The organism is Vibrio sp. 1874 (assembly GCF_033344395.1).
Classification (GTDB): domain Bacteria; phylum Pseudomonadota; class Gammaproteobacteria; order Enterobacterales; family Vibrionaceae; genus Vibrio; species Vibrio alginolyticus.
Genome location: NZ_JAWPOR010000003.1, coordinates 210,517 through 233,177, shown reverse-complemented (window position 1 = coordinate 233,177; position 22,661 = coordinate 210,517). Strand labels below are relative to the sequence as shown.

23 protein-coding genes are annotated in these 22,661 nt (G+C 44.6%); 11 read left to right on the top strand and 12 right to left on the bottom strand.

Going from position 1 to position 22,661, the window contains the following annotated elements; all coding sequences use genetic code 11:
• Window position 1: 1 nt before the first annotated feature.
• The 4 genes from R8N46_RS08495 to pspA all read right to left on the bottom strand — a co-directional run bounded on the left by R8N46_RS08495 (window position 2) and on the right by pspA (window position 2,496).
• Window positions 2–1,033, bottom strand: coding sequence for an efflux RND transporter periplasmic adaptor subunit (locus tag R8N46_RS08495; protein WP_213907831.1), 1,032 nt, complete (start codon window positions 1,031–1,033; stop codon window positions 2–4).
• A 161-nt stretch (window positions 1,034–1,194) separates the two neighbouring features.
• Complete coding sequence (pspC, locus tag R8N46_RS08490) at window positions 1,195–1,584, bottom strand: envelope stress response membrane protein PspC (RefSeq protein ID WP_017820868.1); 390 nt, start codon at window positions 1,582–1,584, stop codon at window positions 1,195–1,197.
• Entirely contained in the window at window positions 1,577–1,810 is a 234-nt protein-coding gene (gene pspB / locus R8N46_RS08485; protein WP_005378117.1) for an envelope stress response membrane protein PspB, read from the bottom strand. Before pspB ends, pspC begins: the two co-directional genes overlap by 8 nt.
• Window positions 1,811–1,824: 14 nt before the next feature.
• Window positions 1,825–2,496 (bottom strand): phage shock protein PspA, encoded by a 672-nt coding sequence (pspA, locus tag R8N46_RS08480; RefSeq protein WP_005378119.1) that lies wholly within the window; start codon window positions 2,494–2,496, stop codon window positions 1,825–1,827.
• 232 nt (window positions 2,497–2,728) lie between these two features.
• Here pspA and pspF point away from each other — a divergent pair, with 232 nt between their 5' ends.
• From pspF to R8N46_RS08450, 6 genes are all read left to right on the top strand, one after another.
• On the top strand, window positions 2,729–3,736 hold the full coding sequence (gene pspF, locus R8N46_RS08475) for a phage shock protein operon transcriptional activator (protein WP_017820869.1): 1,008 nt from the start codon (window positions 2,729–2,731) through the stop codon (window positions 3,734–3,736).
• 205 nt (window positions 3,737–3,941) lie between these two features.
• Window positions 3,942–5,561, top strand: a complete 1,620-nt coding sequence (gene sapA, locus R8N46_RS08470; RefSeq protein ID WP_017820870.1) for an ABC transporter substrate-binding protein SapA — start codon at window positions 3,942–3,944, stop codon at window positions 5,559–5,561.
• Window positions 5,561–6,523 carry an ABC transporter permease gene (locus tag R8N46_RS08465; RefSeq protein ID WP_005378122.1) on the top strand — a complete coding sequence of 321 codons (963 nt, stop codon included), beginning with the start codon at window positions 5,561–5,563 and terminating at the stop codon, window positions 6,521–6,523. Before sapA ends, R8N46_RS08465 begins: the two co-directional genes overlap by 1 nt.
• Entirely contained in the window at window positions 6,510–7,397 is an 888-nt protein-coding gene (locus R8N46_RS08460) for an ABC transporter permease subunit (RefSeq protein WP_005378123.1), read from the top strand. The genes R8N46_RS08465 and R8N46_RS08460 overlap by 14 nt, the downstream gene beginning before the upstream one ends.
• Window positions 7,397–8,392, top strand: coding sequence for an oligopeptide/dipeptide ABC transporter ATP-binding protein (locus tag R8N46_RS08455; RefSeq protein ID WP_005378126.1), 996 nt, complete (start codon window positions 7,397–7,399; stop codon window positions 8,390–8,392). Before R8N46_RS08460 ends, R8N46_RS08455 begins: the two co-directional genes overlap by 1 nt.
• Window positions 8,389–9,180, top strand: coding sequence for an ATP-binding cassette domain-containing protein (locus R8N46_RS08450; protein ID WP_005393308.1), 792 nt, complete (start codon window positions 8,389–8,391; stop codon window positions 9,178–9,180). The genes R8N46_RS08455 and R8N46_RS08450 overlap by 4 nt, the downstream gene beginning before the upstream one ends.
• An 82-nt stretch (window positions 9,181–9,262) precedes the next feature.
• Here the strand turns inward: R8N46_RS08450 and R8N46_RS08445 are convergent, their stop codons facing one another.
• Together R8N46_RS08445 and R8N46_RS08440 are read right to left on the bottom strand one after the other, a co-directional pair.
• Window positions 9,263–9,652 carry a DUF2750 domain-containing protein gene (locus R8N46_RS08445; RefSeq protein WP_054576411.1) on the bottom strand — a complete coding sequence of 130 codons (390 nt, stop codon included), beginning with the start codon at window positions 9,650–9,652 and terminating at the stop codon, window positions 9,263–9,265.
• Between the two features lie 68 nt (window positions 9,653–9,720).
• On the bottom strand, window positions 9,721–10,626 hold the full coding sequence (locus R8N46_RS08440) for a manganese-dependent inorganic pyrophosphatase (RefSeq protein WP_017634678.1): 906 nt from the start codon (window positions 10,624–10,626) through the stop codon (window positions 9,721–9,723).
• A gap of 186 nt (window positions 10,627–10,812) precedes the next feature.
• On the opposite strand from R8N46_RS08440, the gene R8N46_RS08435 reads away from it, so the two are divergent.
• Entirely contained in the window at window positions 10,813–12,027 is a 1,215-nt protein-coding gene (locus R8N46_RS08435; protein ID WP_062730704.1) for a putative manganese transporter, read from the top strand.
• Window positions 12,028–12,104: 77 nt separating this feature from the next.
• Here R8N46_RS08435 and R8N46_RS08430 read toward each other — a convergent pair whose 3' ends face one another.
• The 4 genes from R8N46_RS08430 to torE form a co-directional block, all read right to left on the bottom strand.
• A complete protein-coding gene (locus tag R8N46_RS08430) occupies window positions 12,105–13,844 on the bottom strand; it encodes a glycoside hydrolase family 36 protein (protein WP_054576408.1) in 1,740 nt (579 codons plus the stop codon).
• A gap of 198 nt (window positions 13,845–14,042) precedes the next feature.
• On the bottom strand, window positions 14,043–16,505 hold the full coding sequence (torA, locus tag R8N46_RS08425) for a trimethylamine-N-oxide reductase TorA (protein ID WP_005378138.1): 2,463 nt from the start codon (window positions 16,503–16,505) through the stop codon (window positions 14,043–14,045).
• Window positions 16,506–16,531: 26 nt separating this feature from the next.
• Window positions 16,532–17,716 (bottom strand): pentaheme c-type cytochrome TorC, encoded by a 1,185-nt coding sequence (gene torC, locus R8N46_RS08420; protein WP_005378139.1) that lies wholly within the window; start codon window positions 17,714–17,716, stop codon window positions 16,532–16,534.
• 50 nt (window positions 17,717–17,766) lie between these two features.
• Window positions 17,767–17,946, bottom strand: a complete 180-nt coding sequence (gene torE, locus R8N46_RS08415; RefSeq protein WP_005378141.1) for a trimethylamine N-oxide reductase system protein TorE — start codon at window positions 17,944–17,946, stop codon at window positions 17,767–17,769.
• 462 nt (window positions 17,947–18,408) lie between these two features.
• Between torE and R8N46_RS08410 the strand changes: the two genes are divergently transcribed.
• On the top strand, window positions 18,409–19,221 hold the full coding sequence (locus tag R8N46_RS08410) for an ABC transporter permease (protein ID WP_017634681.1): 813 nt from the start codon (window positions 18,409–18,411) through the stop codon (window positions 19,219–19,221).
• A gap of 354 nt (window positions 19,222–19,575) precedes the next feature.
• Complete coding sequence (locus R8N46_RS08405) at window positions 19,576–19,713, top strand: hypothetical protein (RefSeq protein WP_005378145.1); 138 nt, start codon at window positions 19,576–19,578, stop codon at window positions 19,711–19,713.
• Window positions 19,714–19,798: 85 nt separating this feature from the next.
• Here the strand turns inward: R8N46_RS08405 and focA are convergent, their stop codons facing one another.
• Complete coding sequence (focA, locus tag R8N46_RS08400) at window positions 19,799–20,659, bottom strand: formate transporter FocA (RefSeq protein WP_005378146.1); 861 nt, start codon at window positions 20,657–20,659, stop codon at window positions 19,799–19,801.
• 299 nt (window positions 20,660–20,958) lie between these two features.
• Between focA and R8N46_RS08395 the strand changes: the two genes are divergently transcribed.
• Window positions 20,959–21,192: a TIGR02647 family protein gene (locus R8N46_RS08395; protein ID WP_005387662.1), complete on the top strand. Its 234-nt coding sequence runs from the start codon at window positions 20,959–20,961 to the stop codon at window positions 21,190–21,192.
• Between the two features lie 42 nt (window positions 21,193–21,234).
• Here the strand turns inward: R8N46_RS08395 and R8N46_RS08390 are convergent, their stop codons facing one another.
• The gene (locus tag R8N46_RS08390) at window positions 21,235–21,681 is read right to left on the bottom strand and encodes a PACE efflux transporter (RefSeq protein WP_025766871.1); all 447 of its coding nucleotides are present in this window, start codon (window positions 21,679–21,681) and stop codon (window positions 21,235–21,237) included.
• A gap of 89 nt (window positions 21,682–21,770) precedes the next feature.
• On the opposite strand from R8N46_RS08390, the gene R8N46_RS08385 reads away from it, so the two are divergent.
• On the top strand, window positions 21,771–22,649 hold the full coding sequence (locus R8N46_RS08385) for a LysR family transcriptional regulator (RefSeq protein ID WP_005378151.1): 879 nt from the start codon (window positions 21,771–21,773) through the stop codon (window positions 22,647–22,649).
• Window positions 22,650–22,661 lie beyond the last annotated feature (12 nt).

Below are 22,661 nucleotides of genomic sequence, written 5' to 3'. Positions count from 1 at the left end.
ATTACAACCCTCTTTCCTTAATCCACGCTCTTACCTTAATTCCGGGTTCAATTACACTGACACCCGAGATAATGATTTGGTCGCCATCGTTAAGCCCGGCTAACACTTGATTTTTGTCATTCATCTCAATTGCGGCTTTGGATACAATGCCTTGCTCATCGACACGCCAAACGTATGTTTTGCCGTTTTCTTCTAGCAACGCGGAGTTAGGAATCTTTGTCGCTCCTGCACTTTTGGACAGGAGGTAAGCATTGCCAGACATTCCCGGCAAAAGGCCAATTTCTGCTGGCCGCTCCATGACCATCGTGACTTTGTAACTGCCCGTTTTAGGGTCGGCTTCTGTATCGATTTCCTGAAAGGTTAAGTCAAAGGCTCGCTCGGGGAACGCATCAAATATCATTCTGGCAGAGACATCGCTCCCCTGCGTGTAACGATTTAGAAGATAGTCTGGGATTTGGAATATCACTTTGAGGAGTTGGTTGGACTGAATATTCATCACCCCTTCTTTCGCGGCAACATATTCATGGTTTTCTGCTGGAATGTACGAAATAGTTCCATCATATGGCGCGACAAGTTTGGTATACCTTAAGTTTGCCTTTGCTTGATTCCATTGAGCTTTTGCCGAGTTGTGGTTCGCTTTTGCCTCATCAAAATCTTGCTCAGATACTACTTGGTCTTTACGTAGCTTTTGGTATCGCTTGTATTGCACATCTGCGAGCAAAAAATTTGCCCGAGCTTGCTGTTCGAGCAGAGAATATTCATCTGGGTTTAATGACGCCAAAACATCACCTTTACTGACGACTTGACCTTCATTCACTTCTATCGTTTGAAGAAGCCCAGGAACTCGAAATGTCAGTACTGCTCTATCGCCAGCTTCCGTCGTGGCAGGAAAATGTCGCTCAAACTGGGCATTGCCAACAGATACTGTAAATAGCTTCGCAGGGCGCGATTCAGGTTCAGGAACAGGAGGAAGTTCTTTACCGCACCCCGACAAGACAGCCGAGATGGCAATAGGAATGAGCAATCTTCTCATTACATTCATCCATAAAAATTGGGGGATTATTTTTAAAGTAGATGAATTTTGAACGAACTTCCAGAGCGGAAAAGATTAATAGTGCTTTAAAATTAGTAATTTGTGATAAAAAAGCAGGCTTTATGCCTGCTTCAGTTAAATCTTCTTTGGATACAAAATGCCTAGAGCTTACTGAATTCTCTGTTCACCCTATATGTATCAGACGTAACATAAGCTTCCATGTTACGAATTTTGACATCAAGACGGTCAAAATCCCTTTCCAACACACTGAGCAGTTGATCAGGGCTTTGCCCTTTCTGCCAAGGCTTACTTTTGAGCGTATGCTCTTGCTGCGCTCTGATATTTTCAGAATACGTTACTGGTTGCTTTTCTAACATAAACGCCATCGCGATGTACGCTAACAATACCAAAAACGTACCACCTAACAGCGCTGCAGAAATCACTACAATACGAATCAACCAAACTTCTGCACCAAAGTAGTTGGCAATTCCGGCGCAAACACCGGAGATTTTGCCATTTACTGGGTCACGATACAGTTCTCGATTATTCATACTTTCGTCTCCATGTTGGTGACTCAGCATCCAAGATGCGCTCCAATGTATCAACTCGGGACTGCATCGCTTCCGCTTTTTCAGATAGTACCTGAAGGCGCTCTAAATCTTGGCTCGACAGTGCACTATCTGTTTTGCGTTTGCTGCGATAGTGTAAGAAGAGCCATAGTGGAGCGACAAAGATTAAAAAGACAATCACTGGTCCTGCTATAAAAAATGCCGACATAAATGGCTCCTTTCTTATTTATCTTTCGATGACATCTGTTCTTTCAGTTTTGCCAACTCTTTTTCAATTTCGTCTTGTGCCTGCAACTCTGCAAACTCTTGTTCTAGCGATTTAGCATTACCAGTTTGAGCATACAAGTCTGCTTCCGCTTCCATTTCATCCACTTTACGTGAGTACTGCTCAAATTTCGCCATCGCTTCATTAGTACGGCTAGTGTGCAGGTGTTTTTGCACATCACGACGGTTAGATGCAGTTTGGTTACGAATTGCTAGTGCTTGCTGTTTTGCGCGCGTTTCAGCAATTTTGCTTTCCAACTTACCAATCTCGCCAGTAAGCTTATCGATCGTTTCTTCCACTAAGGTTTGCTCAGTGTGGAGGCCCTTAATCACTTGCTCTAGCTTTTGCTTTTCAATTAACGCTGCACGAGCTAGATCTTCACGCTCTTTAACTAATGCTAAGCTCGCTTTTTGGCCCCATTCGCCAATTTGCTCTTCTAACGTTTCAACCTTACGAGCCAACTCTTTCTTGTCTGCAATCGCTTTAGCCGAGTTAGTACGCACTTCAACAAGTGTGTCTTCCATTTCTTGAATGATAAGACGGATCATTTTTTCAGGATCTTCCGCCTTGTCCAGTAATGCACTGATGTTTGAGTTAACGATATCTGCAAATCGAGAAAAAATACCCATAACGGAACTCCTCTTTTTTCCTATTAAAACTCGACAAGGTGGTGATTAACCTTGTGTCTCCCTGAATATATAACAAGTAACGTGCCAACTTATAATTTTCTTTTAAATCAGATTGTTATTCATTTTGTTGTCGTTACACACTATTGTGCTATGATGTTTTTCACCAACTGTTGGTGAAATTTACCAACTCTATCCCTGAATCATGGCTCGGCTGTTAAATAAGAAGGATTTTATGAAGCAAAACCTGATTGGTGAATCACCTGCTTTTCTCGCTGTACTAGATAAAGTATCACAACTTGCACCCATTGAGCGCCCAGTCCTCATCATTGGTGAACGAGGTACGGGTAAAGAACTCATCGCTCAGCGTTTGCATTATTTATCAAGACGTTGGGATAAACCACTACTATCACTCAACTGTGCGACATTAAGCGAAGGGCTAATAGATTCCGAATTGTTTGGACATGAATCCGGCTCCTTCACGGGCTCTAAAGGTAAGCATAAAGGGCGTTTCGAGCGCGCCGAGGGCGGTACTTTGTTTCTTGACGAACTGGCAACCGCACCACTTTTAGTTCAAGAAAAGCTATTACGCGTCATCGAATATGGTGAATATGAACGAGTTGGCGGTCATACCGCTCTCAATGCGGATGTTCGACTTGTTTGTGCAACCAATGCCGACCTACCAAAGTTGGCAGAGCAAGGTGATTTTCGTGCAGATCTGCTCGACAGGCTAGCCTTCGATGTCATTATGTTACCCCCTCTTCGCGAGCGCAAAGAAGACATTCTCTCTTTAGCAGAGCACTACGCGATGAAAATGTGTCGTGAACTGCAACTGGAATACTTTGTCGGTTTTACCCCAAAAGCGCAGCAGTCGCTTATTGAATATGAATGGCCCGGTAACGTCCGCGAACTAAAAAACGTGATTGAACGTGCAATTTACCAACATGGTCTGAATGCTCACCCAATTGATGAACTGGTTTTCAATCCTTTTGAAACGGTTTGGCACAGCGCGCTTGGCCATAGTGCAAAACAAGCAGAACAACAAGAAGAGGAAGCATCAAGCAACACCATCCAATTCCCTCTAGACTATAAACAATGGCAAGAGGAACAAGATATCCATTTACTCAATCGTGCATTGGAAGAAGCCAAGTTTAATCAACGACAAGCAGCCGAGCTACTTGGCTTGAGCTATCACCAATTACGAGGGATGGTTAGAAAATATGGTTTGGTCGGACAAAGCTAACTTGACCGAGAGTACTCAATCAATACACGAGCTCGTGACTGCGCTCTAATTCGCATGCATTTATGGCATAACACCTTACAGTGTATGGATTTTATGTTTGGAGCGAGTTCACAAAGGTGATAAATTAGCGAGATCATTTTCGCTTGTTAGCTTTGAAAGAGTAAGATCAAACGAAACGAGCAAGATCCAATGAACATTTCATATTATGAATGCTTTTATAAGATTATCGCTGAGCCTTATTGGGATTAGCCTACTGACCGCTTGTGGCGATGAAATTGACCACAATGATATTCGCAAAGCTGGCTTTGTGTTTTGCGGACAGGGTAAGCCGACCACGTTTAACCCTCAGCTTATTGATAGCGGTATTACCGCAGAGGCTCTGAGCCCGCAGCTGTACGATACGCTGCTCACGCTCGATCCTAAATCACATCAGCCCGTGGCAAGCATCGCCGAGAGTTGGTCAGTAAATGAATCAGGGACGGAATACACGTTTAAGCTTAAACGTGGTGTTAAATTCCAAACCACGCCTTGGTTCACACCCACTCGCCCATTGAATGCAAAAGATGTGGTATTTAGCTTCAAGCGAATCATCGATGTAGACCATCCTTTTCACCAAGTAGGTGGTGGTTTTTATCCATGGTTTGCAGGGTTAGATTTTCAAAACCTACTCCAAGACGTGGTTGCAATAGATGAGCATACGGTAAGGTTTACGTTATCTCAGCCAAACTTTTCTTTCTTGGCCAATATTGCCACCAGCCATGCGGTTATCTTGTCTGCGGAGTATGGACAGCAATTGGCTGCAAAAGATCATAAAGAAGAAATCGACCAACTTCCTATCGGTACCGGCCCTTATCAATTAAAAGAGTACCAAGTGAACGATTTGATTCGATTAGAGCGTCATTCTAATTACTGGAAGTCACCAGCAAAAATGGAACAAGTGGTGTTCGATATCTCTCACAGAGGCACGGGTACATTAGCTAAACTTTTAAGAAACGAGTGTGACGTACTCTCTTCACCTATTTCGAGCCAAATACCTGTCATTCAAGAAAATGACAACCTTGAGCTGACGGCTACACCAGCTAACAACGTTTCCTTTATTGCGATAAACACAGAAACCACCGCGCTGAGTGATGCTCGAGTTCGCCAAGCACTTAACTTAGCGATCAACCGTCAAAATATTTTAGATTCGGTTTACTACGGAACTGGCTCCCAAGCTTATACCTTGCTACCACCTAATTCATGGGCTTATCAAAAAGACAGTGTAAAAATTCGTTATGACCGGAATTATGCATTGGCACTACTTCGAGATGCAGGCTACGAAGACGGCCTAGAATTGACCATGTGGGTACCACTTGAACCACGTGCTTTTAACCCAAGCCCTCGCAAGACCGCGGAGCTAATCCAAGCGAATTTTGCCGATATTGGGGTTAAATTAACGCTACTGACCGATGATAGGTTTGAACGTGTGGATTTGGAGAACATCAACGATATCGATTTACTTTTAACAGGTTGGATTGGTGATACCGGGGATCCTGACAACTTTTTCCGCCCTTTATTATCTTGCGAGTCTGACCGCGTTGGCCTTAACGTGTCCATGTGGTGTAACGATGACTTCGATTTCTTGCTCGATTTGGCGTTAGAAACTCAAGAACCGCGTTACCGTTTGAACCTATATCGCCAAGCACAGAACATTTTGAATCAAGAGTTCCCGGTTATTCCTCTGGCGCATGGCGTGCAGTTCCGTGTGCACGACAAATCGCTGACAGGCTTCAAATCAAGCCCTTTCAATGCCCAACCGTTTGATAGAGTTGAGAGAATTCACTGATGTTTTGGTATACCGTTCGACGCTTTAACCTATTTATCATCACTTTGATGATCCTTACATTAGTGGGTTTTTCTCTGCTTCGCCTTGACCCTCTCTCGCACTGGGCAAACGTTGATTTTTGGTCTGGTTGGCAAACTTACTTAATCAACCTTTCTCAGCTTGATTTTGGCATAAGTAAAAACGGCAACGCGATTTATGACGAGCTCGCCGTCGTATTCCCTGCCACTTTGGAACTGTGCTTTTTTGCCTTTTTGGTGTCCCTTTTGATCGGTATTCCACTTGGAACCGTGGCTGGGATGAAGCAAGGTAAATGGCTCGACACCAGCATTTCATTCATGTCGATGTCTGGTTATTCCGCCCCAATTTTTTGGGTGGCTCTGTTACTTATCATGGTTTTTTCATTAGAGTACCAACTCTTTCCCGTGGCAGGACGATATGACCTGCTTTACGAAATTGATCATGTAACCGGATTTGCCATTATCGACGCATTCATGGCGAAAGGTGAATACCGCGCTCACGCACTGCAAAGCGTCATTGAGCATATGGTGCTGCCATGTTTGGTGCTTGCTTTGGCTCCAACCACCCAGGTTGTCGGACTAATGCGCTCCTCGGTAGCGGAAGTGATGAGCCAAAACTACATCCGTGCAGCGAGAATCAAAGGTCTTTCTAACCGCGAAATCGTAACTCAACATGTATTGCGGAATGCGATACCGCCTATCATTCCCAAGGTTGGTGTTCAACTTTCGAGTATGATTACCTTAGCTATCATCACGGAGTCTATTTTTAACTGGCCAGGTATTGGTCGTTGGCTTTTAGATGCGCTAGCAAGCCAAGACTATGCATCTATCCAAGCTGGCGTGATGGTACTTGCGACTTTGGTTCTTACCGCTAACATACTCTCGGATTTGATTGGCGCGATGATTAACCCTTTAGTTCGAAAGGAATGGTATGCTAACAAATAACGTTTATCAGGAAGAGCGCATTCCAACACAGTTTGAGCGTTTTTGGCGAAGCTACCGCGCCAACGGACTAGCCATGTTTGGCTTGTGGTGCTTGGTGTTTATCGTCCTTATTACCATTTTTGCCCCCCTACTTGCACCATTTGACGCCCAAGCACAGTCAGGTGAGTTGCTTGTGCCGCCATCATGGGCTCCAGCAGGAACGGTTGATTACTTTTTGGGGACCGATGACTTAGGTAGAGATATTCTTTCGCGCCTGATTATGGGCTCTCAGCTGACATTTGGCGCTGCTGTCGCCATCACCGCAATTGCTGCCGTTGTAGGCTGTTTAATTGGCGTATTGGCAGGTATGACGAAAGGCTTACTGTCGAGTACTCTCAACCACTTGCTCGATACCGTCATGTCGATCCCGTCGCTCTTATTAGCAATCATTTTTGTGGCATTTCTAGGCTTTGGTGGGTTCAATATTTTACTCGCAATCTGCTTGGCTTTGATTCCGCGTTTTATTCGCTCCGTTTATATCGCAGTCCACACCGAAGTTGAAAAAGACTACATAATGGCAGCACGCCTTGATGGCGCTAATGATTTCTACTTACTATGGAGTTCAATTCTTCCTAACATTCTGACGGTCATTGCCGCTGAAATCACACTCGCGCTCTCTGCTGCGATTTTAGATATTACGGCACTGGGTTTTCTTGGCCTAGGTGCACAGGCCCCAAGCACCGAGTGGGGAGCAATATTAGGTGACTCTGTCGAGCTTATTTATATTGCACCTTGGACAGTGACCCTACCCGGCCTGACCATCATGTTTACTGTTATTACCCTAAACTTAGTAGGTGAAGGTGTACGTCAAGCGCTTAATGCGGGGATCGAATAATGCCGTTGTTAGATATTCGACATTTGACCATTGAGATCGAAACACCTCAAGGGTTGGTCAAAGCCGTTGACCGAATGAGCCTAACTTTGAACGAAGGCGAAATTCGTGGTCTTGTAGGTGAGTCTGGCTCTGGAAAAAGCTTAGTTGCAAAAGCGATTGTCGGTGTGAGTAAAGATAACTGGCGCATCACCGCTGACCGTATGCGCCTTGGCAATATTGACTTGCTTCAGCTTACGCCAAAAGAGCGTCGGCGCGTCATTGCTCGTGATATTGCGATGATTTTCCAAGAGCCTTCAACTTGTCTTGACCCTTCAGAGGAAGTCGGGCGTCAATTGATTGAATCCATTCCATCTCGCGCATTTGAAGGGAAATGGTGGGAGCGATTTAAATGGCGTAAAAAACAAGCCATCGCGCTTTTGCATAAAGTGGGTATTAAAGATCACAAGCGTTTAATGGGTAGCTACCCTTATGAACTGACTGATGGTGAGTGTCAAAAGGTCATGATTGCCATGGCGATTGCGACCAAACCTAAATTGCTGATCGCAGATGAACCAACCAACGACTTAGACCCGATTACCCAATCGCAAATTTTGCGTCTGTTGAGCCGCATGAACCAACTTAATAACACAACCATTCTGCTTATCGGCCACGACTTAGCGACCATAACACAGTGGGCAGGGCGTATTACGGTAATGTATTGTGGTCAGTCGGTGGAGTCTGCCGATACCAGTAAAATCATTGCGGCACCCAAGCACCCGTACACCGATGCCTTGCTTAAAGCGATGCCTGACTTTAATGATTGGGTACCACACAAGCAAAAACTCCAATCCCTACCGGGCTCGATTCCGCCATTGCAGCATCTGCCTATCGGTTGTCGCCTCGGACCACGTTGCCCATATGCGCAGAAACAATGTGTAGAAATTCCACACACCAGACGAATTAAGAATCATAAATTTAACTGCCACTTTCCATTGAACACGGAGAAAAAGTCATGAGTGCGTTACTTGAAGTCGATAATTTATCGAAGCAATTTGTTACGCGCTCCCGTCTGTTCAAACGTCAGGTTAATGAGGCAGTTAAACCGGTAAGCTTTACTTTAGAGCCAGGACAAACTATTGGTTTTATTGGTCAAAACGGGTCAGGAAAATCCACACTAGCTCGTATGCTTGCTGGCGTTGTTGAACCAAGCTCCGGAGAGATCCGTGTGAATGGCGAACGATTGGAGCACAAAGATTACGCGACACGCTGCAAGCTCATCCGCATGATTTTCCAAGATCCAAACACATCGTTAAACCCACGAATCCAGATTGGTCGTATTTTAGAAGGTCCGCTAAAGCGAAATACCAACATGCCGCCAGATGCGCGCATGCAGCGTGTAAAGAACACCCTACTCCGCGTAGGATTGCTGCCTGAGCACGCCTATTTTTATCCACAAATGCTAGCTGCCGGTCAAAAACAGCGCGTGTGTTTGGCTCGTGCACTTATTCTTCAACCTTCCATCATTGTCGCTGATGAGGCGTTAAACGGTTTGGATATGGCAATGCGCTCGCAGATCATTAACTTATTCCTCGAGTTGCAAGAAGAGATGGGATTGTCATTTGTGTACGTGTCTCAGCATATTGGCATTGTTAAGCATATTACTGATAAAGTGATGGTGATGCATGAAGGTGAAGTGGTCGAGTTTGGCGAGACCAACCAAGTACTGACTCATCCCGAGCATCCTATTACTCAACGACTAGTCGAAAGCCACTTTTATAAAGCGCCAAGCCATCAAACAAAATAGCTTATCAAAGATGTAATCGTGCAAATGTAAAGAAGCCTGCTTTAACGCAGGCTTCTTTATTGCATGGGTACTAATCAAAGAACTAACGGCGGCTCGCTTGTTTGCGCAGTTCAAAATCAAACTCGTCAGGAAACAATACGACCCCTTCTTCATTTTGATTTGGGAATACAACAATCGATAGCTCGTCATCCTCTAGACCAGAGGTCCAACGGCTGTGCCACTTGTTTAAAGAGATCGCCTCAGGCTCGCAATCTTCCCAATCACCATTCGCCCATTGCAAAGCAAACTCTTCGTTTGGCCATACTGGTACACAATCATCATCTTCTGTATTTAACATGACACAGCCATGTTCGTCTTTCAGAATCCAAATCTTACGATTCGCCACAATCTCTTTTACGCAGTACTTTAAACGTTGCTCTTCATTGTAGCGATTAATGGTATCCATCTGCTCTTGGGTCAGTTGCTCAGACATATTCGTCTCCTATTTCCCATAGAAAAATGCCCGCAGCTAGGCGGGCATTTAAAGTATATGCTAGAAAATTAAGCTAGCTCAGTTTGAAGCCAAGGCCAACCTTGCTTCTTACGGCTTAGCGTGTTTTCCATCATTAGCATGCCGTCTTTTTCGTGCTTAACAAGCTTCTCAGCCCACTCACCTTTGTATAGAAGACGAGTTTGAGCAGTCGTGATGTCTGTTAGCATTACAGCAGCGAACGCTAGGTTATCTTTCTCACAACGAGATTCTAGGTCTGCTTCTAGTGCTTCGATCATACCGTCAACTTGCTCAAGAGTTGCAAGTTCAACCTGACCAACCACTACGTCACGACCGTTGAATGGGTAACCTTTAAGGTCTTTCTCAACAAGCTCAGCCGCAGATAGACCTTCGATGTTTGTCTTAGCAATTAGAAGATCTTTAGTGAATGCGTCAACATCTTGTACGTCTGCGATTGCCGCTAGCTCAGCAACGGCATCTTTGTCTTTTTGTGTACAAGTTGGAGAAGCGAAGCCTACTGTGTCAGATAGAATTGCTGACATCATTAGCTTAGCGATTTGTGGAGTAATCGCGTGACCTTCAATCTTGAACATGTTGAATAGAACAGTGTTGGTACAACCAACAGGCCAGATCCATGCTTCCATTGGGTTTACTGTCATCACGTCACCTAGGCGGTGGTGGTCAACAATACCCGCAATTTCAGCTTCTGCGATATCGTCTGGTGCTTGTGCTAGATCTGAGTAATCTACTAGCCAAACGGTCTCACCCGCAACTGATGTGCGAAGCTCAGGAACTTCAGCGCCAGCAACTTCTAGGATGTGCTGAGTTTCACGGTTGATTTCGCCTTGGCGAATTGGCATAGCTTCAACGCCACGCGCTTTTAGAAGTTCAGTTGCAACGAGTGCACTACAAATACTGTCACTGTCTGGGTTCTTATGACCTACAACTAGAATCATGTTTCTTCCTATTCAAGTCAATTTTATACGCCGCCTAATACAGTTAATTAGGGCGTGTTTGCTCACAAAGGCCGATACTTTACCTGATTTCAGAGAGTTTGACACGAAGAAAAGTTCACAATGCTATTGCGAATAAATCTCATTTACATATAATGATAATTATTCCTATTTGCATTTGAGTAAACGATGAACGCGACCCAATTTTTACACTCTGCACAACAGTTGTTTCAGCCTACTCAGTTTCGTTTAGCTTATAAGCGATTGCTGATCCCTATCGTCATGCTCATTTTGCTAGGCAATGAAAATACACGTGACGTTGCCGTACAGACGCTATCCGACTCATTCTGGGCAGTGTCATGCTATGTTGCTGCCACATTGGCTATTTATCATTATCTTTCAAACTTTATGTCGAAAACCAATCGAATTACCGAGCTCTACCATCGCTCGCGTAATCATCAGGTTTTCTTTGCTTCTTTATTGGGTGCTTTGCCTGGCTGTGGTGGCGCTATTGTTGTGACAACGCAATTTATTAGTGGCCGAGTGGGATTTGGTGCGATTGTCGCGGTACTTACTTCAACAATGGGTGACGCTGCCTTTTTACTTCTGGCCGCCAAACCAAGTGTTGGATTAGGCGTGGTTGGATTAGGCATTATCGTGGGTACTCTTTCAGGGTTAGTCGTTAATGCTTTTCATGCTGATAACTTTCTGCGACCAGAACCAAAAGAAGCACCTCAGACACATGCTTGTTGCCAACACCAGACAGACCGACACACACCCCTTGAACAACGTGCAATCAATCTACAAGGCGCATTTTGGAAATGGCTTATTGTGCCTGCTAGTGTCGTTGCTGTGTTAATGTCTTTCCAAATCGATATTAATCAGCTGTTGTCTTTGCAGGCCAATACCATTGAATGGCTGGGCGCTATCTTCGCGGTGATCACAATGTCGTTGTGGGCTATGACAAAAGAGCTCGGCGATTATCAGTCAACGGTCTCTGAAGATGAAAAAATCGTGGACTCACACCCGATTCAAAAAGCAGCACAAGATACGAATTTCGTCAGTGCTTGGGTGATCGTGGCGTTTCTGGCGTTTGAACTGACGACCTATTTTTCTGGACTCGACCTTGTAGAAACCTTTTCTCATTGGGGAATTTGGATGCCATTAGCTGGCCTAGCCATTGGTATGTTGCCTGGTTGTGGACCGCAAATTTTAGTCACTAGCCTATACATTTCTGGTGCAGCGCCACTTTCTGCGCAACTGGCCAATGCGATTTCTAACGATGGTGACGCCCTATTCCCCGCCATTGCAATGGCACCGAAAGCTGCTTTGGTCGCGACTATTTACTCGTCCATTCCTGCGTTTATTGTTGGATACGGGTATTACTTTTTATTCGAGTTCTAACGCCCAGAGCATCAAAACGAGAAAGGAGCCGCAATAGGCTCCTTTCTTGATCTTGGTATTGGGCGATTTACTTCACGTTATGCTGTAACGATCGCTTTCGCATTGAGCCCTTTATCAACGCTCACCATTAACAACTGGCAAGGTTCTTGGTTTAGCTTTTCCCCTGTCCAGTAATCATACCAGTCCACCGGTTGATCAGACGTCAGCGTAAATTCCATCGCTCCGTAACTCGCATAATTAAACAAACAATGGAGGTCATTCTTCGTCGTTAGTTTTAAAAACGCGTGATTTAAACTCAAAGCGGTAAACTTTGCAGATTGTTGGTTACGTTGTTGACGTAACATGAGCTTAGACAGTGTCTTCTTAGCAAACGGCGTAATCTCAGGGAGCGGGTCACCAGACAGCAGCAAACCACCACTCGCTAATAACACCGTGCGATGAAATTCATACTCTTCTCTGGATGCAGATTGATTAGCTAATGAAGTGAACGTGGCGCAATCCGGGTCAATTTGCCACAATTTTCGATGCTGCCAACTACGGTAAAAGGTTTCTTTGGCTATCTGCTCGAATCGACGACTATGACGCTCTACATCGTCAGAAACACGCATTGCATCCACAAGCCCCAGAGATGGCCACATTGGCGCGTTGCAACCTAAAAGCCACGCATCACCAGCGCCTTTGGCAATCGCTTCCATTCCTAAGCGATACGCCTCAACGCCTGTAATACCAGATTGTTTACGAACACCTTTTAAGGTGCCCCAATAGTTCGCGTCTAGCTTGAACAACTCAACGCCCCACTCTTGTCTCATGACAGAGACTACATTCGTCAGATGGTCTTGTACTTCTGGGTTTGAGGTATCGAGTATGTACCAAGGCGTGCATCGCCAACCACCGTATGTGACATCTTCTGCTTTAAGTAAGCCACCATCCTTGTGGCGAACAAACCAATCTGGATGCTGTTTGAAGATCTCCGACTCAGGCTGAGCAATAAAGGGCGCCATCCAAATCGCCGGCTTTTTGCCTTTTGCACGGATACTATGAATGAGCTCTTTTACGCCACCAGAAAACTTATCTGATGGGGTTAACCAATCGCCCATAAAGGCTTGATAGCCATCATCCAGAAGTACCCACTCCAGGTCTTCGAGCTTATCTTGCATGCAATCAACGTTCTGCATGATGTTTTGCTCTGTCACGTCTGCGTAGTACGCGTACCACGAACACCAACCAACAGGCGCATCTTGTGTCACACCTTGGCGAACAGGATGATGCTTTGCAATCATCTCGCCATAGGTTTGATAAAGCTCGGACAGCGATTGACCACAGAGTACCGCCACGGATTCAAGTTGATTACTTTCCCAATCCGCCACTTGAGTCAACTCACCATCAATTGCGGCTGATAAAACCCAATGCCCATCACGCAGCACAACATCAAAATAGCCTGCAAAGCGATGACATGATGTGAAGCCAAATAATGTGTAGCCCGCTGAACCTTCCACCACTAAATAGTTGTAATAACGCTTAGGTGCATCTTTAGGGTAGATTCGATAAGAAGGATTACTGTCTGGGCAGCGACCAATATCAACGGGGTGATTGATCGTTCCCGCCGTTTGCGCCAACATTTGAAAACCATCCCCAATTACGTCGGCCTCGTGCTCGTACAAAAACGGCATTTCGAATAACACTTCACGGTCCGTAAAGGTTTTATTGTGAAGACCAGCAAAAGAAAAATGTAATTGATTACCCTCGACTTCAACTTGGAAGTCATTGTTATTCACAGTGATCTCAGTGTGATTTGCTAATTGAATGCTCTGAGCCATAAAGAGTCTACTCACTTAATTATTATTGTTTAGCTTGGCGCATTATCTCCTGCTTGTCTCACCCAATTCGTTACCATCATCACGAATACCAGTCTCGTTTAACGTTATGAAGTTACTATTGAGACAACGCTCACTGAAATTTTGATAAAAAAATACCAGCCCTGAGGCTGGTATTTGGATTTATGCAAACTGCACTAATTAAGCAACTTCGATCGGACCACCAAATGAAGTGACTGGCGGCACTTTACCTGTGAACTTCTCGAAGTCTACGATACATGTGTTCGCAGAAGTCGCCTGTGCAAGCTCAGAAGAACCGATGTCTTGCGTTAGGGTGTTAGGATCACCGTAGGTACAGATTGCGCCTTCTTTCTCGTTTAGAGGACCGTACCATGCACCTTCTTCGATACGAATAACGCCACGTGGGTAGCTGTCAGTCAAAACAGCACCAGCTAACAGCTGACCACGACCGTTGAATACACGTACCAAATCACCATCTTTGATACCTTTTGCTTTGGCATCTGCTGGGTTGATGTAAACCGGCTCACGACCTTGTACCGCGTAAGTCGCGCGGAACTCTTCAGACTCACACATCTGAGAGTGCAGACGCTTATCAGGGTGGCAAGACTGCAACCAGAATGGGTATTTATCTGAACCAGGACCACCGTGTGAACGCTCTGATTTTTCGAACCACATTGGGTGCTCTTGACAGTGTTCGTAACCGTAACGGCCGATCTTACGAGACGTGATCTCGATGAAGCCAGACGGCGTACCTAGTGGATTCAGCTCAGGGTCTTTACGGAAGTCCGCATGACGAACCCAAGGTTTACCTTCACCGAAGTCTAGTACGCTCTTCTCCCAGAACTCGTTGAATTCTGGCATTTCAAACTTACCTTCGTTCGCTTTTTTACAATCGTTGTAAAGGCTTTCGATCCATTCCATCTCGCTCATACCACGAGTGTATTCTTCGCGGCGACCAAAACGCTGAGTTAGTTCACTCATGATTTGGAAGTCAGGCTTAGATTGGAACAATGGATCAACTAGGCGATGCATCGCAATCAGACCTTTGTTCGAGTATGAACCGTATACGTCGATGTCGTTACGTTCCCATTGCGTACACGCCGGTAGAACGATATCTGAGAAACGACATGTCGCAGTCCAAGCAAACTCGATCGTTACAACCGTTTGAAGCTTGCGGAACGCTTTCTTCATGCGGTTACGATCTTGATGGTGGTGCCATGGGTTACAACCCGAGATAACCATCATCTTGAAGTCTGGCAGTTTCACTTTACCGCCGTTGTAGTTGATCTCTTTGCCAGGCTCTAGCAGACAGTCGATCCAACGTGCAACAGGGATAGTACGACTGTAACCGTTAAAGTCGTTGTTGTCCCACTTCGGTTTCATACCTTGGTCAAGGTTACGAGGGAAACCACCAGGGCCCGCGAAACCAGTAGAAGGCACACCGATACTTGAGTAATGGTGACCGTAAGAGATACCACCGCCAGGTAGACCGATTTGACCAACCATTGCAGCAACCACAGCCGCTGCCCAGTATGGCTGCTCACCGTGCTCTTGACGCTGGATACACCAACCCATCAGGATCTGTGTACGACCGCTGACTAGCATGCGTGCGAATTCACGGATCTTGTCCGCTTTCACGCCACAAATCGCTGCTGCCCATTCAGGCGTCTTCTCTACTTTGTCTTTTGTCTTACCTTGAACGTATTGAATGAACTCTTCAAAGCCGAGACAGTAAGTATCAATGAACTTCTTATCGTACAGGTTTTCGTTGTACAACACGTGTGCCACAGCGAGCATGAACGCTACGTCTGTCAGCGGGTTGATGTACAAGTGATCGTTCTCTAAGTAGCGCTGAGTTTTGTTCTTCACTGGGTCTACAGATAGAACGTTGATCTCACCTTTCGCCACTTTTTCTTTTAGTTGTGCAAGGTACTTAAACGACTCATGCGTTTCACAGTTCCAACCTACTTGAAGGTTTTTCACTGGGTCGTTAGCCCAAAGAACGATGTTGTCAGAGTTTTCTAGGATCTCAGACCAAGACGTACCTTGTGCGTAAACTTCGGTTGAACCAAGTACGTAAGGCATAATGGTTTGACCTGCACCCGTCGAGTAGTCACCTACTTTCGTGATGAAGTTGCCGTGCATACCTACTGCACGTTGCATGTGCGCGGTACAGTTGTTGAATGAACCTGTTTGGTTCCAACCCGTTTGACCTGCGTGTAGCGCCCATGGACCGTAGTCTTTTTGAATACGTTCTAGTTCGCGGTAGAACAAGTCTAGCGCTTCATCCCAAGTTACTCGAATGAAACGGTTGTTACCGCGCGTATCTGCGCTGTATTTATGTTTCTTCAACCAATCTAGACGAACCATTGGGTAACGCACACGTGAAGGGCTGTAAATAATGCCCTTGATACCGTTCAACATTTCTGTTGGGTTTTTGTCTAGCTCTAGCGGCTTGATCTCTTGAACTTTACCCGCGTAGATGTGGGCGCGGAACGCGCCCCAGTGAGAACCGGTTACTTTCCAAGTACCTGTCGTCTCAACGGCATTTGCAGAGGCGGACGCCAATAAGCTAGGACCAATTACTGACGCTGCACTTGTGGTTGCTACACCTTTAAGAAAACTTCTTCGTGTAATAGCCATTTAAAATTACTCCAATCCGACGCTTATTAGTGGTGACCTTCAGCATAATCTGAAGAGTGTTTCTGTAGATACTTCAAGATCAGTGCTTCACTGTCTGTATCTAGGTTAACGAACGCCAACATACCGTCGAACATACCTGGCCAGGTGTTCGCGTCGAAGTGCGCTTCCGCAGGTTGAGTGTGACATACAGAACAATTGGTCTTGTAGGCTTCACGAGATTTTTCCCAAACAGGATTGATGTCGTTCAGCATAGACTCTTTCTTAATCCATACTTTCGCCGCTACTTTTTCCCAAGGAAGGCCTGTTAGCTCATCCACTTTTTTCTCACCAGTCGTCACAATGTTGCTGTCTGTTGCTGCTTCTTTCATCAGAGACGCAGTCGCAATGTTCTTACCGAAGTCTTCTTGAATTACACGACCAAAACCTTTTGCTTTGCGCCAACCGTCAATTTCGATCTCAACAAACTCGCCTTTGTCTTCAAGAACTTTAACGGTCGATGCAGGATTAAGAAGACCAGCTTCTTTACTGCCTTGCGCATCAAAGTAAATTGGTAGGTGACGAACGCTCACGAGTTGCTGACCAACGCCGTAATCCGTGTTAGAAGTCATACCCTCTAGATCACCCACGATACCGCCAATGCTGTCCATGCCTGCTGGTAGGTTGTGCGCAATACCCTTGTGACAGTCAACACAGCTTTGATCTTTCTCAGCGGCTTGCTTCATTTGGATACGAGCCGTAGGAGACATTTGCTCGAAATCCATCGATTCATAGTTGTGACAGTTTTTACACTCCAGAGATTTGTTTGCCGAGAAACGATCCCATTCGTGTTTAGCAAGTTCGATACGACGCTCTTCGAACACACCCGGTTCGTCGTAGTTGCCAAATACTTGTGCAAATACTTCTTTAGAAGCTTGCATCTTACGAGCGATCTTATCTGTCCAGTTATGTGGAACGTGACAATCAGGACAGGTAGCACGAACACCAGAGTGGTTTTTCCAGTGCACCGTTTCTTGCAGCTCAACGTACACGTTGTCACGCATTGTGTGACAGCTAATACAGAATTCTTCTGTGTTGGTTGCTTCTAGAGCGGTGTTAAAGCCACCCCAAAAGATAACACCAGCAATAAAGCCGCCCATAGTCAGCACACCTAGGCTGATATGTACAGCTGGGCGCGTCATGGTACGCCACAGTTTAATGATTAATGATTTCATTATTTGCTCTCTTAAAATCTTTTCAAAAGTGTGGTTATGAGCTCACTGGCTTACATGCCGTGCGCGCCTGGAGGCCCAAAGAAGAAGACTTGCAACATCCAAACGATGAACCCGTAGCCGCCAACAAAGGCCACACTCAGAATTGGGAAGAGAACAACTGCAATGAAGAGGAACGACTTCCACTCCAGGGAGCGTTTTTCACCACTCTCAATTTTATTAACATCACTCATACATTTGCCTATTTTGTATCTAGTGTTATTGAAAAGCCCGCGTAACCAAGCTTAAGTTTTTTACAATCTCTAATGGAAAATGTTAGACCATACTAATAGTAGGGTTCAATCAAATAAGCGACCTCAGACCTTGTAATTCAACACTTTTTTGAGCTCATCCAGAGATATGATGGATTGATGTTATTTATTAAAAAACATGAACAGATGTGACAAAATAAGTCTTTTAATGAGTTGTTAAATAACCAACATTTAAGAAACATCGATCACATTTAAATCGTAATTACCATGCCATAAATCGACTTAAAAACTCCGGAAAAGATAACCACTTGTAAACAAAATGCTGCGTATTAATGTCTAAAATAGCACTCAAGATTTACTTTAAGAACAGCAAAAAGTGCACGTAGTGGTTCATATAAAGGAGAGGCTTAGATACAATTATTCGCGTATTTTCAAGGAGCGATTATGGATAACGTGGTGGATATAAGCTGGGTCAAACTGGCACTGTTTGGTTTGATTTTATTGGTCCCCTTCTTTATCAATGCCCGCTACAAATTAGGGATAGCAAAAGACACCATAATCAGTGTTATCCGAATGACACTTCAGCTCATATTGATTGGCGTGTATTTAGAATATCTTTTTCAATTAAACAGCTTACTTGTCAATATACTTTGGCTTGCCATCATGCTACTGATTGGTGCCAGCTCAATTGCGGGAAAAGCTCACTTACCTAAAAAGCCACTTATGCTTCCGCTACTAACGGGCCTTACCTGTGGTCTAATACCACTTCTGATAGCAATTACAGCAGGCTTAGTGCAACCATCCCCTATTTACAATGCGCAGTACATGATCCCACTTGCCGGTATGTTATTGGGTAACAGCTTGAGTAGTAATATCATCGCTCTTCAGAATTTGTTTACGGCTTTTGAGCAGAGACAAGCAGAATATGAGGCTGCAATCTCACTTGGAGCATCTCCTCGCTACGCATCCTTCCCCTTCATTCAGGAGGCTCTTAGAAAGTCCCTCGCCCCGACTTTAGCTTCTATGGCCACTACAGGGCTGGTTACCTTACCGGGTATGATGACCGGTCAAATTCTAGGTGGCGCGAGCCCGATGGTTGCGATTAAATACCAGTTAGTAATTATGCTGGCGATTTTCGTTATGTTGAGTGCCTCCGTAACCATAACGTTAGAAATGACATTGCGCTGGGTACAAACCAAAGAAGGCCGAATCAAGATAAAAATCGAGCAACCCGAATCGACCAAAACTCATGGTTAGCTGGCGCTTGTAGGTAAAGACCGTTAAACAACTTATATTGCCAAGTCGAACGTACTTATAACTGAATAACTCAACTATTCTTCGAGCACTCATCAAGACGCTTTCAGATGAAAAGTCAGGCAGAATTCTTTTTGATATAAGCCTCTAATTTTATGAAATTTTCTTTGCAAGTTTAGATACGCACGACCTTTGATACAGGTTATCCACAGAAAATGTGGATAAGCCCCCAAAACCCATACGCAACCAGAAACATAGCAACATAAGTGATCAATCGAATCGTCATGCATTGATCACGTGACTGACATGTTCTAATTTTAAAGTAAAGGCAGTGACCACAAACTTGGAGAGACGTACATGGATGTCTTAATGATCAAAGAAAATTACGATGAACTCCTGTCCGATGCACCTCTGGATTGGCTCGTTCAAGAACCAAAGGAAGTAACTTCTCATTGGCTCCCAACCGATTTTGGCATCAACGAAGAGTTGATTTAGCATGACTCGACTTGTTTGACATTTGCAGAGACAAATAAAAAGAAAGGCGAACCATCTAGTTCGCCTTTCTTGTGATCTTCTAAACTTATCGCAAATGGTTATCTTCATCGCGTAGATAAATCATCCAATACCACATGCCAACAAATACGCCACCACCAATAATGTTTCCTATCGTAACAGGAATTAGGTTGTTTACGATGAACCCCATCATGTTTAAGTCCGCGTAGTTTGCAATATCTGCCCCTGTCATTTGCCAAAACGCTTCTGGCGCAAAGTACTTAATACCAATCGCCATAGGTACTTGGAACATGTTCGCAATACAGTGCTCAAAACCTGCCGACACGAACATAGCCACAGGCAAAATCATGACCGCTATTTTATCTGTCAATGTTCGCCCACTAAACGTCATCCAAACTGCAATACAAACTAATACATTACACATAATGCCAAGCGCAACAGCGGCAAAGAAACCATGATGTAATTTGTGTTGGGAGATCGCCATCGCGTTGAGACCAACTTGGCCATGATCAAACATATATTGCTTGGTAACTAGCATACAGGCCACGAGCAAAATGGCCCCAACCATATTGCCAAAATAAACCACCAACCAGTTTTTGATAAGTGCTTGCCAAGAGATTTTTCCACTCGCACGCGCAACTAGTGTCAGCACAGAGCTAGTGAAAAGCTCGCCGCCAGTAACCACCACCAAAATCAAACCAAGGCTAAATGCCAGACCACCAATGAGTCGTGTAATGCCCCAAGGCAGCTCGCCTGCGCCTGTCGTTACTGTGGTATAGAAGATGAAAGCAATACCAATATGAAGCCCCGCAGAAATGGCGAGCAGAAAAGATTTGATTGGAGCTTTCGTTGCTTTGCCTACCCCCACTTCAGCCGCGCGTTCCGCAGCTTGTGGCGGTAATAGTGAGTCAAACTGATTAAAGTTCATTCTGGTGTAACATTTAGAAACATTTAAAGAGGCGCGGATAATCGCTCTATTTCCCTATTTTTTCAAGTGCTATTTGGCGTGTTTACTAAAATCGTTGTTATTGGGAGATCAAGCAATAAATAGCGCCTATCATTCGCTACAGTAAGTATCATTGATACTTAACAAGTATTCGGCCTTTCGAACAAAGATCCTGCGTTATATCAGCCTGATAGCGCCATACTTAACACTTCTTGTCGTTGAATGTTGCCCAACGCTACTTTTCAGACTAGCTTGGTAAAAAAAGCGCAAAGGAATCATTTATGAAATATTCAGCTGAACATATCGCCGAATTGAATCTACTTCTTCAGTTCGACCTAAGTAGTGCTGCAACTGGTATTAAAGTTCATACAGACGCGTCAGAAGAAATGCAGGCAGCCGTTGCTCGTCTATATAAGAAGCAACTTTGTACACAGCCTGACGGTGGTTATCTAACAGACGAAGGCATTGAAGTTGCAGAACATGCAGATAAGATTTTAAGAGTTTTGTCTGTGTAATTTGAACAAAAAACGCCACCGAACTCGGTGGCTTTTTTAGTCCTATATTTTTCCTGTCGATGCCTGCGGCAATAATCGCTTTTTCATTTTGCTAAATGGTTGAACCTTGTCATACAACCAGTTAAAACCAGTGGCATAAAATAGGAAGAAAACGAGGAAGCCGGCTTCCAGCATTAGAGCTTGAAGAAGCGTAATTTCTAAGAACCAGGCAATCACAGGTAGAGAGATAAAGATTAATCCTCCCTCGAAACCAATAGTGTGTCCAAGCCGCATCGCTAAACTTCGCTCAGCTCGATTGTCACCAAACCACTTATCAAAGTACAAGTTGTAGATGTAGTTCCATAGCACGGTATACATGCTCAACCCGACCCCAACCAACGCAAGATCACTAGAGCCCTTTCCAGTGATCAATGAAGCCGCTGGTACAATAATCGCGAGTGCGATTAACTCAAAAAGTACTGCATGAAAAATTCGTTCGTTACGAGTCATATTTCTCTGTCCAAATAGTTCTACTCAATGCTTAGAATTTTATCTATTATTTAGATAACCAAAAGTTAGATACCATCGGTTTAAGCGATATGTTTACCATCGAACAACTGCAAGCTTTTATTGCTACATCAGAAGCAGGATCATTTTCAGGAGCAGCTAGAAAACTGGGGCGAGCTCAATCTGTAGTGAGCCAGCACATCATGAATATGGAGATCGACTGTGGCGTTGAGCTTTTTGATCGATCAGGCAGGTACCCTAAATTAACTGAGAATGGCCTCGCTCTCGTACCCTATGCACAAGCAACAATCAGCCAACTCGACCGCCTAAACAATAGGGCATCGCAGCTCTTTTCCACGCCAACGAACAAATTAGTCTTAGCTATTGATGAAGGGATTCCTCTGACTCGCTTGCCGGATGTGCTAAAGAAGTTAGAGCAACGCTTTCCACACTTACAAGTTGAATGCTTAACGGCATCAAGCCCTGATATCATTGAATTGGTTAAGTCGGAACGCGCCACGACTGGGATTATTTTGAGTGATTTACAAATGCCAAGGCACATCGATTTCACCAATCTTGGCAATATTGCATTTGATGTCTATGTCTCTTCAACGCATCCTTTAGCAAAGCAGCAAATCACTCACATTGATCAACTAAAACAACATCGTCAATTGGTCATACGATCCAAAAGTGCAGAGCCATGTGGTCTCAATCAAGCATTTAGCCCAGATATCTGGTACGCTGATAACTACTATATTTTGTTGGAATTGGCGAATAAAGGGTTTGGTTGGTGCTTTCTACCACAGCATTTAGTCGCGTATTCACCTAATACATTAAAAAAAGTTGGGGATGATTTCACAAAACTGGCTTGGCAAGTCAATGTTGACCTTATTCAGCACCAGAAATGGCATTCAGATCCCCTCCATCAACAAGCCAAAGCAGAACTGCTCAACCTATTCGGGCAGACATAAGTAAGTAGGAAG

Bases quoted from the DNA above. Each gene is read 5' to 3' on its own strand.
- sapA (WP_017820870.1), top strand. From the start codon at position 3,942: ATGAATGCTTTTATAAGATTATCGCTGAGCCTTATTGGGATTAGCCTA.
- R8N46_RS08385 (WP_005378151.1), top strand. From the start codon at position 21,771: ATGTTTACCATCGAACAACTGCAAGCTTTTATTGCTACATCAGAAGCA.
- R8N46_RS08390 (WP_025766871.1), bottom strand. From the start codon at position 21,681: ATGACTCGTAACGAACGAATTTTTCATGCAGTACTTTTTGAGTTAATC.
- R8N46_RS08395 (WP_005387662.1), top strand. From the start codon at position 20,959: ATGAAATATTCAGCTGAACATATCGCCGAATTGAATCTACTTCTTCAG.
- R8N46_RS08440 (WP_017634678.1), bottom strand. From the start codon at position 10,626: ATGATTCTAGTTGTAGGTCATAAGAACCCAGACAGTGACAGTATTTGT.
- torC (WP_005378139.1), bottom strand. From the start codon at position 17,716: ATGAAATCATTAATCATTAAACTGTGGCGTACCATGACGCGCCCAGCT.
- R8N46_RS08465 (WP_005378122.1), top strand. From the start codon at position 5,561: ATGTTTTGGTATACCGTTCGACGCTTTAACCTATTTATCATCACTTTG.
- pspA (WP_005378119.1), bottom strand. From the start codon at position 2,496: ATGGGTATTTTTTCTCGATTTGCAGATATCGTTAACTCAAACATCAGT.
- R8N46_RS08455 (WP_005378126.1), top strand. From the start codon at position 7,397: ATGCCGTTGTTAGATATTCGACATTTGACCATTGAGATCGAAACACCT.
- pspB (WP_005378117.1), bottom strand. From the start codon at position 1,810: ATGTCGGCATTTTTTATAGCAGGACCAGTGATTGTCTTTTTAATCTTT.
- R8N46_RS08445 (WP_054576411.1), bottom strand. From the start codon at position 9,652: ATGTCTGAGCAACTGACCCAAGAGCAGATGGATACCATTAATCGCTAC.
- torE (WP_005378141.1), bottom strand. From the start codon at position 17,946: ATGAGTGATGTTAATAAAATTGAGAGTGGTGAAAAACGCTCCCTGGAG.
- R8N46_RS08450 (WP_005393308.1), top strand. From the start codon at position 8,389: ATGAGTGCGTTACTTGAAGTCGATAATTTATCGAAGCAATTTGTTACG.
- R8N46_RS08495 (WP_213907831.1), bottom strand. From the start codon at position 1,033: ATGAGAAGATTGCTCATTCCTATTGCCATCTCGGCTGTCTTGTCGGGG.
- R8N46_RS08410 (WP_017634681.1), top strand. From the start codon at position 18,409: ATGGATAACGTGGTGGATATAAGCTGGGTCAAACTGGCACTGTTTGGT.
- R8N46_RS08430 (WP_054576408.1), bottom strand. From the start codon at position 13,844: ATGGCTCAGAGCATTCAATTAGCAAATCACACTGAGATCACTGTGAAT.
- focA (WP_005378146.1), bottom strand. From the start codon at position 20,659: ATGAACTTTAATCAGTTTGACTCACTATTACCGCCACAAGCTGCGGAA.
- R8N46_RS08435 (WP_062730704.1), top strand. From the start codon at position 10,813: ATGAACGCGACCCAATTTTTACACTCTGCACAACAGTTGTTTCAGCCT.
- R8N46_RS08460 (WP_005378123.1), top strand. From the start codon at position 6,510: ATGCTAACAAATAACGTTTATCAGGAAGAGCGCATTCCAACACAGTTT.
- pspC (WP_017820868.1), bottom strand. From the start codon at position 1,584: ATGAATAATCGAGAACTGTATCGTGACCCAGTAAATGGCAAAATCTCC.
- pspF (WP_017820869.1), top strand. From the start codon at position 2,729: ATGAAGCAAAACCTGATTGGTGAATCACCTGCTTTTCTCGCTGTACTA.
- torA (WP_005378138.1), bottom strand. From the start codon at position 16,505: ATGGCTATTACACGAAGAAGTTTTCTTAAAGGTGTAGCAACCACAAGT.
- R8N46_RS08405 (WP_005378145.1), top strand. From the start codon at position 19,576: ATGGATGTCTTAATGATCAAAGAAAATTACGATGAACTCCTGTCCGAT.